A 12,493-nucleotide genomic window follows, 5' to 3' on the forward strand; every position below is an offset into this window, starting at 1 on the left:
CACTAGTCTCGAGATCCGGTGACCGGGATCTGGTAAGCACGCTGGCGAGTGGGTAAGCTAGCAGAGCTATCTTCCGGACGCTTTGAGGCTGTCAGCTGATGGAGCCGCGTTCGAAGTCTGAGGCTTGCAGACGCTGTAAGACTCCGCTGTAGGTTATTCGTGTCTTTTTCTAAACCCTAAACCCGATTTTCTATAGTCTCGGTCTCAGGTTCTCGATCGTCGCAAACAACCGACAACATCTTTTTTGCTCCAGCATGCTTCCCGATTCTTCGATCTCAAAAATGAGCGAATGGTCGAATTATTTTAGGCTAATGGCTTCTAATAACTGTCATTCAAGATTAAAAAGTTGTGATTGATTTTAGGGATTCACTTCTTAGTTGATATAATGTAATCGATTACAATGTAATCGATTACATTCGTATTGGGAGTGAGTTTATGCGTTTAAATATCGCTGAGGTCGCAAAAAGAGCTGGTGTATCCACCGCAACGGTTTCAAGGGTTTTAAATAACTCGCCTTTAGTTTCCAGAAGGACAAGGGAAAAGGTACTGGAGGTAATCAAAGAACTGGGCTATGTCCCAAACCATGTTGCACGCAGCCTGCGAAGCAAAAAAACGGGACTGGTTGCTACGATAATACCATATTCAGCAGATTATGTTTTCAACTTCCCATATTTTTCCATATTTATAAGAGAAGTGACAAAGCGATTAGCGGAAGATGGTTACCACCTACTTTTGACGACAGAAGAACCTGATGATGATCCCGTCAGGATATACAGGACCTTTCTCGATAGAAAAATAGTCGATGGATTCATAATACTCGACCTTAAAGAAAACGATGAGAGAGTCAAATTTTTGAAAGACAGAATGGCGAAATTCGTTGTGGTAGGTAGAGCAAAAGATTGTGACGATCTTCCTTCGGTCGATACCGACAACATGAGCGGTGCCTATAAAGCTACCTCTTATCTCCTTGATAGAGGGTGTAGAAGAGTTCTTTTTATCAATGGTCCAAAGGAACATAGCGTTTCTATATGGCGTAAAGAAGGGTACAAAGCAGCATATAAGAAAAAGGGTTTAAAAATTGAGAAATCGCTTATTCTCAACGGTGATTTTATGGAAACATCGGGCTACGAGCTCGTTAAGAACTTTCGTGGAAGATTTGATGCTATATTTGCTGCCTCTGACCTGATGGCAATAGGTGCATTAAAAGCGTTAAAAGAAATGAACAGGATCGTACCCGTAATGGGGTTTGATGATATTCCTCAAGCGAGTATGGTTACTCCCACACTCTCAACAATAAGGCAACCTATCGACAGAGTGGGTTACGAAGTTGCGGATTCCATTGTTTCATATCTGGAAAAAGGAGAAAAAATATCGAAAGTTCTTGATGTCGAACTAATAATTAGAGAATCTACGGAGGTTGATTAGTTGATTATGAGAATAATAAAGAACGGAAATCTCATGGTTGTGAGCGATGACAATGGATTGATCGATGCCAGAAGTGATATAGCTGCGGGTCTGTACCTGGAAGACACTAGATTTATTTCGTCCCTTTATCTGGAAACGGATAAGAGATTGAGAAAACTCCAACCAAGGTTTGGGAACAGCTTTATCATAAACCGCTATATTTTTCGTTCATCCCCGTTAGCATCTCATTACGATGTTTTCCTGGAAGAAACTATGAAAGTTTCGGGGAATGGGTTAGATATTCGAATAGAGCTCACGAATTATTCAAATGGGACAGTGAATATAGAGCTAAATTATTTTCTGAAATGTGAGTATGAGGATATCTTTCTCGTGAGAGAAAAAATTGGACATTATCTCGAATCGTCAAAAAAAGAGGTTTATCAAGACGAATTCGAGGACAAAGGATTGGAGTACGAAGATGCAGCAGCGCATTATAGAGTTCATAAAAAGCTTCCAGAGGGGCAGTATTCCCTCGAACCCAAAGACAAGTTAACTCTTGAAGGTCATATTCATCTGTATAAAGAACTGAAGGGAGCAAATCTTTTCAAAGATATCCTTGAAGATAGGCCCCCAAAATTTCCTTTTGAAGAATTTAAAACCGACAATCCGCTGCTCAAAAAAACTATTAGTGATCTTAAAATGCTAATGCTTCCAACGAAGTATGGTGATTTCCCTGCTGCCGGACTACCGTGGTTTGCAACAATATTTGGGAGGGACAGTTTGATTTTTGCCCTCCAGACGCTTGATTTCTTTCCTGAAACTGCAAAAACAGTTTTAGAAATCCTCAGTTTATTTCAGGCATCTTCTGAAGACAATTTTAAAGACGCCGTTCCGGGAAAAATTATTCACGAAGCGCGGCTAAATTATCTTTCTCTCAGTAACCTGATCCCCTTTGAACGGTATTACGGCACAATCGATGCGACGCTACTCTATTTGATTCTCGCCGGGGAATATCTTAAGGCAACAGGGGATCTGGGAACCATAAAAAATTTGCTTCCCAAAATAGAAGCTGCCGAAAAATGGATTTACAACTACGGTGATGCCGATAATGACGGATACGTCGAATACATGCCGTCTTCAGAAAAAGGGCTTCAAACCCAGGGGTGGAAAGATTCCAGAGATTCCGTAAGTTTCAAAACAGGGGAATTAGCCAAACCTCCAATAGCTTTTGTAGAAGTTCAAGGGTATCTATACATGGCTTATCATGCCCTTAGTTATATTTACGAACAGCTGGGGAAAAAAGAAAGGGCGAAGACTCTTCTTGAAAGAGCCTGTGAGTTAAAAAAGCGATTTAACAATGATTTTTGGCTTGAAGAAGAGAAATTCTTCGCAATAGCGTTAGACGGCGACAAAAAGAAGGTTGATTCCATAAGTTCGAACCCTGGTCAGTGCCTCTTTACGGGGATAATCGATGACGACAAGGTAGATTACGTTGTGAAAAAACTTATGTCTAAAGAACTTTTCAGTGGCTGGGGAGTACGTACTCTTTCAACGGAGATGAAAAGATATAACCCATTTTCCTATCACAATGGTAGTGTGTGGCCCCACGATAACTCCGTAATAATCATGGGACTCATGAAATACGGTTATCATGAGGAGGCTAAAAAAATCTCTACAGCTCTTTTGGAAGCGATGAGTAAGTTTACCGACAACAGGTTGCCAGAGCTTTTTAGCGGACTTTCAAAGGAAGAAACAAAAGGAGATATTGTCGAATATCCCACCAGTTGTTCACCACAACTTTGGGCTATCGGTACTCTGTTCACCATAAACCAGGCCTTACGGCCAACAAAAGGGGAGGGTTTTTTATGAAGAAACTTGTTAGTTTTCTGATGGTTCTAGCACTGACAGTTAGTGTACTGGCTGTTGTGAACATTAGAATCAGTGGCTGGCCGGGCAATCCCATTGAAGAAAGTGTTATAAAGTCAATAGTGGAAGAATTCAACAGAACGCACCCGGATATTCATGTTGAATGGGCTCCCATTCCCGGTGATTTCAGGCAAATGCTCATTACGCAATTCTCCGCGGGAACGGCACCGGATATTTTTTACGTTGATACATTCTGGTTTGAAGAATTAGCCAGACAGAATATGCTACTGCCTTTAGACCTTTACATTAAGAAAGATAAGTTTGACATCGACGATTTCTATCCATCATTGGTGAATGCTTTTACCTACAAGGGGAGGATTTATGGTATTCCCAAAGATTTCTCCACACTGGCTCTTTACTATAATAAGGAAATATTCGACAAATACGGTGTGGAATATCCGACAAGTGACGACACATGGTTTGATTTCCTTGACAAAGCACTTCAGCTTAAAAGAAAGGGTATGAAGATTCCTCTTGTTTTGGCACCCGACTTTAACAGGATAATTCCCTTCATTGTTGCAGCAAATGGACGTATAGTTACTAAAGACCTCAATACTGGACTCGCTGAACCGAATTCAAAGTTTGCCCTTCAGTTTTACTTCGATCTTGTTAACAAGTACAAGGTAGCTCAGGAACCAGCTAATCTTGGTGCTGGATGGATAGGCGAAGCTTTTGGTAAAGAAGCGGTTGCGATGGCTATGACCGGTCCGTGGACACTGGGCTATATCAGGGGTCAGTATCCGAATGTCGTAGCTAAAATAGGAATCGTTGAACTTCCGCACCTTATCAAAAAGGCCACAATGGTTTACACAGTTTCCTGGTCTATAAACAGGAATACGAAAAACAAGAGAGCAGCGTGGGAAGTTGTAAAATTTCTTACAAAGGAAGGACAGAAGATGTTCGTAGAAGGAGCAGGGGTTCTCGCTTCCAGAAAGTCTATTGCTGCTCAGGATACAGACCCGATAAAAGAAGCTTTCTATGCTGGCGCAAAATATGCGATTCCATGGAGGGTTCCAACACCGAGCGGGATATTCAGCAAAGCCAACGACCAGATAAACAGCAAGCTTAAAGATCTTTTCTATGAAAGAATAACTCTTGATGAAGCACTTAACGAGATTATTGAAAATTATATGAGCTGGGTTTCTGAGTAATTACAGGGCCGCGGTAAACCCGCGGCCTGTTTTTGGGGTGATAGCGTGAATCTGAGCTCTAAAACCAGAGAAGCCATCGTCGGTTATATATTTATTTCCCCGATTATCCTGACAATTCTTATTTTTACCATATATCCTGTTTTTGCTGGGCTTTATTACAGCTTCACAAACTATCAGCCAACTGAAGTACAGAAGTTCAAAATGCGCTTCATCCCTGAAGAGGCAATGATGTTTCATACTGGTGTTTTTCCGGATGAAGAAAACGTGGCATATGAAGACATCGCAGCGATTTTTGATCCGGTAAGTTTTGTGCTATATGATGTAGGTGTGAATCTCAACGACAAGCAAGTAGAAGCCGTTAAGAAATACTTGGACAGCGAAAGACTTATCAAAGATTTCCTTGCTGGAAATTTGAAAGAGGAAATGTCTGTTGCAGACTTTATGAAAAAATACATGAAATCAGAAAGCAATCTGTTTAAGAGATACATCCCGGATTTTATTGGTCTGACAAATTTTAAGAAAATGATAAAAGATCAATATTTTTGGATATCCCTTAAGAATGCATTTGTTTATTCTATCATCGTGGTTCCTGTTCAAACATTGCTAGCTATATTGCTTGCGGTGGCTGCGAACATGAATATCAGAGGCAGGGGATTTTTCAAAGCTGTTTTTTTCATTCCTTCTATTTCCTCTTCGGCCGCGATATCTATGATTTTCTGGCTCATATATTCAAAACCCGGCGTTTTGAACAGATTTCTTTCTTATTTCGGAATGCAGCCGATTGATTGGCTTAACAACCCGAACACAGCTTTGGGAGCGATTATGGTCATGAACATCTGGACAACAGCAGGATACTTTATGGTCACATTTCTTGCAGGACTGCAGGGAATCCCGAAGACAATTTATGAAGCGGCTGAAATAGACGGAGCGAAGTTTTGGACAAGATTTTGGAAAATTACCTTTCCCCTCCTTCGCCCCCAAATTCTCTTCGTTTCTATTATGGGAATTATAGGCTGCATGCAAGTCTTCGACCAGATTTACTTTTTGATAAAGAACATGAGAAACATCACCGTATCTTACTACATATATAAAAACGCCTTTGAATACCACAACATGGGTTATGCATCAGCGATAGCTATGGTACTTTTTCTTATAATATTGGTTATAACTTCTATACAGAGAAAACTTGTCAAAGAGGAAGCGTTTTTTTGATGAAGGAGAGAGCACTCACATGAGAAAAAAATGGAGGATAGGTCTTACAATTTCATACATAATTTTGATAGCGTATGCTGCTGTTTCCCTTTTTCCCTTTATTTGGTCTGCACTGGTATCTATAACTCCGATGAAATACACTGATGAAAACGGGATAGAACGCGGGTTTGACATAATGAAATGGCCCCCGGATATCAACTTTTTCGAATGGCCAGTGAAAGTGTTCGGAGCACCGGGGACACTGGCTAACTACTTGCAAATTTTCAAAATAACTCCCTATGCCAGATGGATACTTAACACTATCATATATGCGGTACTGGTGACCGTAGGGCATTTACTTTTTGATACCCTTGGAGGTTATGCTTTTGCGAGACTGAGGTTTCCGCTTAAAAATTTCTGGTTCACTATGTTTCTCGCCACGCTCATGATCCCGGGGCACGTTACGATGATTCCAAACTACAATCTCATGGTGAAGTTTGGCTTTGTGAACACTTATTACGGGCTTTTCATACCGAAACTAACGGGGGTTTTCGGTCTGTTCCTTATGCGCCAGTTCTTTTTGAGTATCCCGAGAGAATTAGAAGAAGCTGCAAAAATGGATGGGGCATCGATATTTAGAACGTATATAAAAATAATCCTTCCTATTTCGAAACCGGCTATCGCTGCCCTTGCTATCTATACTTTCGTTGGAACGTGGAATGATTTTCTATGGCCCCTTCTTATGACCTCTGACAAAAACATGTATACGTTAACTGTCGGGCTTGACTTCTATAGAACGAGTTATTATACTTTCTGGCAGTATATGATGGCTGCTTCTATATTGATGACTATTCCAATGATTATAATCTTCCTGAGTTTCCAAAAATATTTCGTCGAGAGCAGTGTTTCGACAGGCTTAAAGGGTTGATTCCATGGAAGATCTTTACCTTTATGAGAGTGGAAGAAGAGTTTATTATTTTGGGCGCTCCAATGGTGACAACGAAGGTGTCGGCTGGCATGTGAAAGGGAAAATGGGCGGATTATGGTTTGAAGATGTGAGGATTCTTTCCTCTGTGAAACTTCTCCGCGGGGAGAAAAACCTTATTCCCGATAAATTCATCAACAACCTTTATTACAAAACACTTAATTACGGAAAAACAAAGCTGAACTTCGTTGCCCATCCAACCGATTATTTCTTTGCTATATATCTCGAAAATCTCGAACCGGAAGATGAGTTGGTTTTATATCTTGATCAAACCCCGCTCTGGCTAGAAAACGAAATATATTCTAAAGAGCTGAAAGTTTATAAAAAACCACCAAAAACGATCATTTTTAGACCATTAAAGCATAACAGGAATATATCTATTACCGTTGATAACGCCTTTGTCCATGTCGATAATGGCAAAGTTTTTTTCCGCTCAAAAATGGGATCGCTTTTATGTTTGATTTCGATGAATTCTAGAAACGAAATGGATTTCACTTCAATTGTAGAAACCAAGCAGGATTATTACAGCAAATATCTTTCCGAAGGTGACAATGATGATCTGAAATTCTGGGCTCAGTTGAATGCGCTGGAGCTTTACTTTGAAAGGGAATCAGGCAAAGGTTATGTGGCAGGTCTTCCAGAATTTCCCTGGTGGTTCGGGATAGATACCGTTTATACAGCTCTTGGGTTGCTAAAAACGCCTCAACTCCCTCTAGTCAAGTCTTCGATAAACAACCTGGCGTATTACGGCAATGGAATTGTACCCCACGAGGTTACAACTGCTGGCAGAATTTATGCGAAAGGTAGAATGAACGAGGTAGTTTCCTTCGCTTATTTGGCCTTGAGATATGTGCTTGAGACTGGAGAAATGGATTTTCTCGAACTTATTGATAAAGCAGTAGAAATCTTAATACCCGCTCTAGACAGAAATGGTTATCCCATTGGCGAAGGGATCATCGAGATACCAGGAACTGAAAAATCGGCTTTACTTGATGTGGCCTGCTGGTTTTACAAGCTTTTAGATGAATTAAAGCGAGAGAGTCTCATAAATTCGCTGAAACAAGGGAAAGAACTTACTGCAATTTTTGAAAAGATAGAAAGGAACTTCTTTGGTGTGTGGAGAAACGGCAAAAATTTATTCTACGACGCAATTAAAGGAGCTAAAAAACATTTTGCTGGACATTTTATTCAGATATATCCTCTCGCGATGGGCTTAGTTCCCTATCAAGAGGGAAAGAAAGTCCTTGAGATGATGAAAAAGGTGGGTTTTTTTAATGAAATAGGCATGATACATTCTCTTCCGCTTGAAAAATACGATGCGGGAAACTACGGAGGTCAGGACAAAAACTCCATAGTTTGGAGTCTTCCTACGTTATTAGCGTTGAAGGCAGCCAAAAAATATGCAGACATGGAATTAATGGACATATTGATAAAATCTATCAAGAAATCCTTACATTTGGGAACACGTGGTGCGCTTCCAGAAATACTTCCTAACGGTGGTTGCACCGTACAAGCCTGGAATGCTTATCTATTAGACATTTTTTAATCGAATGAACGAGGGGCAAAGAGCGAGATCCAACTCCTGAATTTCGTCTAAGAATTTAGGTGCCAGTTGATAGTTGTTAGTTCCGATGCTGGGAATCAGCTTCGTGGTTGACGCTTGGATTGCCTCCAGCAATGCTGCTCCTTCTCGCTTCGCTCAAGAAGTGCTTTTCGATTCCATTGGAAGAAGTGAATTTTGTTTCGCCAAAGAAATTGTTGAAGAATTTCCGCTTCTGCACCAAAGGTACATTCACCTCGTTGATGCAATCAACCTCACTTCTATAGCGAAACCATACTCGCTTCATTTGCGTTAGCAAATCTCACTTCAGTCAACTCTGTTGGCTCTCCAGTCTCCAACATCCAATCTCGTTCTTTTGTTCTTACTGCCTCTGCAAGCGTCGCTCCATCAGCTGACAGCGTTGCAAGCCTCCTGGACGTAGTCCAGCACTTCCGCCATAAGCACGTATCATCGACGAAGTCGATCGAAACAACTGCGAAGCAGTTCGTGACAACTCTGAAAGAGTTCGGGTCAATCCCGAAGGGATTCGTATCCGCCGCAAAGCTGCCCTCTTGCTTTTTGATCTTTACGCACAACCTACAACCGACAACCCACAACGGTGTTTATCACTGCGAAGCAGCACTTTCGCCTTCTAGGTTCTCGGCCTCTCGACTCTCGAGCACCGGGTCTCGGATCTCTAAAGTATCAAATACATAACAATCCCCACAATTGTAGCTGAAGAGAGTGGGATGGCTATTCGTTTCACCATGGAAGTGTAACTGATAGAAAAGTACTGTGAAGTGAGGGCAACGCAGAGATGTACTGGAGATATAAGAACACCGGCTACGGCAAATGTATATGCAAGTATGGATGTGGAGAATAGGACATTTTCTGGGACAAGACTTACAAGCAGCGGAAAACTCAAACCCACAGCAGCCTGGGTGACGCCTGTCATAAGCCCCATAATGAACGGCAGTACAATGATAACGAGTATAACGGGAACGTTCCATGAAAGGAGCTCCTGGCTCATGTTTTCAGGAATTCCAGACATTTCCACAAAAGCTTTGAAGAAGAATACAGCAGCAATCAAAAGAAATGTCTTCCATTTTAGCGAACGTTTCAGAATTTCAAGTTTGTTCCTTTTGGTTAGCAAATACACAACAGAAACGATCATGACAACTAACCAACCCGGCTGGTTCAGAATAACCATAACTATAACAACCATTATGGGCCACGTTGAAAGCAAAAGTTCCTTTAATGCTTCCGGAGAAAGTTTTATTTTCGGATATTTTCTTACCATGAGAATATATCCAACGAAAATAGCAGCCAAGCCAGCCGGTAACATCCCCACGACCATTGCCCTTAAAGAAACCTTTGCCATTCCTGCCACAATTACTATTGCTGGATAAAGCGGCCAGAAATATTCCATTGAATGTCTAAACCAGTAGTTGGTAACCATCGCGTCTTCGGCGGTGATGGAAGAATCACTTTCAGACATTTCTTTTACCATAGGAGCAGAGAACATAGCTCCTCCCGGCATGGGAAGCAAGCCTATCATAGCTGGAATAAGAGAAATTGCTACCCTTGGTGTGGGAAATATTTTACCAATCGCTGAAATGAACCGGGCTGCATCACCGCTTTTGTTCAGCGTTTCACCGAGAAGATATATGGAAAAGATAGTCATCATAACCTTCCAGAAATTCCAAACGGTGAATTCCCTTGAAAATGCCTGAAAGTATAACAAAGGCGGTGTCAGCAAAACAGCGCTAATTGCGATAATAGCAATAAAAAGCGAAAGGGTAAGATCTTTTAAGTATCTAAGAGATATAATCATTGCGAAAATACCGATAAACACCGCTAAAGTTGTCATAGGTACCCTCCGAAAATTAGTTTGCATATCGAATTATATAAGAAGGTAGTTTCACGAGGAATAAAGAAGTGAAAACTTCTAGAAAAGTAGGAGAATACAGTACTTAAAAACGATAACCGGAACGACTTGCTATGCCAAAGGTAAGCCTGAGTACGAGACATTTTCCGCTATTTCACTGCTACACAAAAAAGGGCTCAGCATGCTGTATAAAACCCGAGAGTTGAGAACCCGAGAAGACGAGAATATAAAATCATTCTTGGTCGTACGTTGTGCGTTGTATGTCTCTTTTTCTAAATCCTATATCTGTTCTTTATCTAAACTCCAATCTCCAACATCCAATCTCGCTCTTTTGTTTTTTCAGCCGCAGGCGCATATCAACTGCGAAGCAGTTCTTTCACCTTCTCGGCTCTCGGATTCTCGATGATTTTTCCACCGAAGGTGCGTGTCAACTGCGCAGCAGTTCGGGTCAACTCCGTAGGAGTTCGTATCACCGGCGAAGCCGGTCGTATCAATCCCAAAGGAATTCGTACCCTCTGCAAAGCAGCTCTCGGTTCTCGGCTCTCGGATTCTCGTGTTTTTCGTCGCAAACGTCGCTCCATTAGCTGACAGCCTTGTAAGCGTCGTATTTCTTGTATCGCGTGTTGACCCTGTTTTAACAGAGAAGCGGAGGATAATTTGTAGTAAACTTATATTGCAGTATTCAAAGTGGTCAGCTGATTCAATTAATTCACTTTGCCATCTAAAATCAGAATATAAAAGGGGGAGATCTTCATTATCAAGACGGGTGAAAAGGAATTTCCAGTTCTTAGTGATATTTTGGAAAATGTAGCTTATGACAAAGAAAATTATGTTAATAATAATCCCGCATTTTTTCTTCTCACAAACGTCGTTCAAAAGAGCAAAAAAGACGGGAATCCATACTACTCTTGCAGCGTTAGAGATTCAAAAACAGTACTTTCAGCAAACATATGGGAATGGGAAGAAGGACAGGAACCGATTTCTGGGGTAGTTGCTTTGGCAACTTATTCTTACAAAAGAAAATATGGACTTTCTTTAAAGATCCGCAAATTGTACACACTGGAAGAACTTAACAACCATATAGACGATGCCTTTTCTATCTTCCTTCCCAGAGTAGAGAACATAGAAAATCTTAAAGATGAACTCTCTGATCTTATTCAAGGAATAGAAAATGCTTTTCTGAAAGAGCTGTTAGAAAAAACGATATCTCCTGGAGATGGAGAAATAAAAGGCTTTTTCCTTGCACCTGCAGCAACGAAAAATCACCATGTCAAAATCGGTGGATTGCTAGAACACAGCGTAAATGTTGCGAAACTATGCAAAATTGTCGCCAGGACATTTGGTGATGATATAGATATGGATTTACTTATTGCGGGAGCCCTGCTGCATGATATAGGCAAGGTACAAACTTACGATTATAAAAGTTATTCTTTTGAATTTACAGATGAGGGGTTACTTGAGGACCATATCGTTTTGGGGATAAAGAAACTGGCAGTGGTTATTGGCAAAATAGATGGTTTCCCGAAAGAAATCGAGCAGAATCTATTTCATATTGTGGCAAGCCACCATGGCTTGAAAGAATGGGGTTCTCCGGTCGTGCCAAGAACATTGGAAGCAATAATAATCCACAACTGCGATCGTCTTGAAGCCCAAATGGAGGCCTTTAGAGAATTGGCGAGATCTGTCCCCAAAGGAGGTTCCTGGTCCGATTATTCGGGAATACTTGGTACAAAGGTATTCGTCTATGGAAAATATGGTGAAGATACCTGATAAAAGCATTTCTTGGTCTTAATAAATACAATTTAATTAAGACCAAAAGCAGGTGAGGTATATGGAACAAACAAGCATGATTTTGCGTATTGCGAAAATCTGGAGTGTCATAAGCATGGGATTTATTCTGGTTTTCATGGTTGGATATGGATTAGATCCGAACGAACCGCTTCCAACTCCAAGAGAATGGTTTGAACTTGGTTTATTCCCAATAGGTGTACTTGTTGGAATGATTCTTTCCTGGAAACATGCTGGTGCAGGGGCTCTTATTTCTATTGTGTGTCTTGTTTCATTTTACTTTGTGGAATATGCTTTTAAAGGTAGATTCCCCGGCGGTCCCTATTTCTTGATTGTGACAGCACCAGCTTTCTTTTTTCTCGCATATTCAACAATGACTCACAAACAATCTTAGGGACCTAAATTCGTAATCCTTCCGTTCTGCATTATTTGTGCAGCAATTCTCACCTGTCCGTGGCTGGTGGTATGAGGCCTCAATTATCAGTTGCCGGTTGGCAGTTTTCAGTCATTTTCTCATCCACGAAATAGTTCCCAGCATCAGCGACGCAATCGCTATTATTGCCGTTTTTTGTTGACCATTGTTCTCTGTGGCTGATGGAACGCATAATCTACAACAGCTA

The 12,493-nt window shown here is 41.0% G+C and carries 9 protein-coding genes; 8 read left to right on the plus strand and 1 reads right to left on the minus strand.

Going from position 1 to position 12,493, the window contains the following annotated elements:
- Positions 1-435: 435 nt before the first annotated feature.
- From KOLE_RS06045 to KOLE_RS06070, 6 genes are read left to right on the plus strand one after another with little or no spacing between them, the layout of a single operon-like run.
- A complete protein-coding gene (locus tag KOLE_RS06045) occupies positions 436-1,425 on the plus strand; it encodes a LacI family DNA-binding transcriptional regulator (protein ID WP_015868555.1) in 990 nt (329 codons plus the stop codon).
- Between the two features lie 6 nt (positions 1,426-1,431).
- Positions 1,432-3,273 carry an MGH1-like glycoside hydrolase domain-containing protein gene (locus KOLE_RS06050; RefSeq protein WP_041288940.1) on the plus strand — a complete coding sequence of 614 codons (1,842 nt, stop codon included), beginning with the start codon at positions 1,432-1,434 and terminating at the stop codon, positions 3,271-3,273.
- Entirely contained in the window at positions 3,270-4,481 is a 1,212-nt protein-coding gene (locus KOLE_RS06055; RefSeq protein ID WP_015868557.1) for an ABC transporter substrate-binding protein, read from the plus strand. The genes KOLE_RS06050 and KOLE_RS06055 overlap by 4 nt, the downstream gene beginning before the upstream one ends.
- A 45-nt stretch (positions 4,482-4,526) precedes the next feature.
- The gene (locus tag KOLE_RS06060; RefSeq protein WP_015868558.1) at positions 4,527-5,693 is read left to right on the plus strand and encodes a carbohydrate ABC transporter permease; all 1,167 of its coding nucleotides are present in this window, start codon (positions 4,527-4,529) and stop codon (positions 5,691-5,693) included.
- A 19-nt stretch (positions 5,694-5,712) separates the two neighbouring features.
- A complete protein-coding gene (locus KOLE_RS06065) occupies positions 5,713-6,600 on the plus strand; it encodes a carbohydrate ABC transporter permease (RefSeq protein ID WP_015868559.1) in 888 nt (295 codons plus the stop codon).
- A gap of 4 nt (positions 6,601-6,604) precedes the next feature.
- A complete protein-coding gene (locus KOLE_RS06070) occupies positions 6,605-8,203 on the plus strand; it encodes a glucosidase family protein (protein ID WP_015868560.1) in 1,599 nt (532 codons plus the stop codon).
- A gap of 691 nt (positions 8,204-8,894) precedes the next feature.
- On the opposite strand, the gene KOLE_RS06080 is transcribed toward KOLE_RS06070, so the two are convergent.
- Complete coding sequence (locus tag KOLE_RS06080; RefSeq protein WP_015868561.1) at positions 8,895-10,067, minus strand: DUF401 family protein; 1,173 nt, start codon at positions 10,065-10,067, stop codon at positions 8,895-8,897.
- Positions 10,068-10,883: 816 nt separating this feature from the next.
- On the opposite strand from KOLE_RS06080, the gene KOLE_RS06085 reads away from it, so the two are divergent.
- Together KOLE_RS06085 and KOLE_RS06090 are read left to right on the plus strand one after the other, a co-directional pair.
- Complete coding sequence (locus KOLE_RS06085; RefSeq protein WP_015868562.1) at positions 10,884-11,855, plus strand: 3'-5' exoribonuclease YhaM family protein; 972 nt, start codon at positions 10,884-10,886, stop codon at positions 11,853-11,855.
- 61 nt (positions 11,856-11,916) lie between these two features.
- Entirely contained in the window at positions 11,917-12,267 is a 351-nt protein-coding gene (locus tag KOLE_RS06090; RefSeq protein WP_015868563.1) for a DUF7670 domain-containing protein, read from the plus strand.
- Positions 12,268-12,493: the final 226 nt, after the last annotated feature.

It is taken from the genome of Kosmotoga olearia TBF 19.5.1, from assembly GCF_000023325.1.
Taxonomy (GTDB): Bacteria; Thermotogota; Thermotogae; order Petrotogales; family Kosmotogaceae; genus Kosmotoga; species Kosmotoga olearia.

Bases quoted from the DNA above. Each gene is read 5' to 3' on its own strand.
- KOLE_RS06050 (WP_041288940.1), top strand. From the start codon at position 1,432: ATGAGAATAATAAAGAACGGAAATCTCATGGTTGTGAGCGATGACAAT.
- KOLE_RS06090 (WP_015868563.1), top strand. From the start codon at position 11,917: ATGGAACAAACAAGCATGATTTTGCGTATTGCGAAAATCTGGAGTGTC.
- KOLE_RS06070 (WP_015868560.1), top strand. From the start codon at position 6,605: ATGGAAGATCTTTACCTTTATGAGAGTGGAAGAAGAGTTTATTATTTT.
- KOLE_RS06080 (WP_015868561.1), bottom strand. From the start codon at position 10,067: ATGACAACTTTAGCGGTGTTTATCGGTATTTTCGCAATGATTATATCT.
- KOLE_RS06045 (WP_015868555.1), top strand. From the start codon at position 436: ATGCGTTTAAATATCGCTGAGGTCGCAAAAAGAGCTGGTGTATCCACC.
- KOLE_RS06065 (WP_015868559.1), top strand. From the start codon at position 5,713: ATGAGAAAAAAATGGAGGATAGGTCTTACAATTTCATACATAATTTTG.
- KOLE_RS06055 (WP_015868557.1), top strand. From the start codon at position 3,270: ATGAAGAAACTTGTTAGTTTTCTGATGGTTCTAGCACTGACAGTTAGT.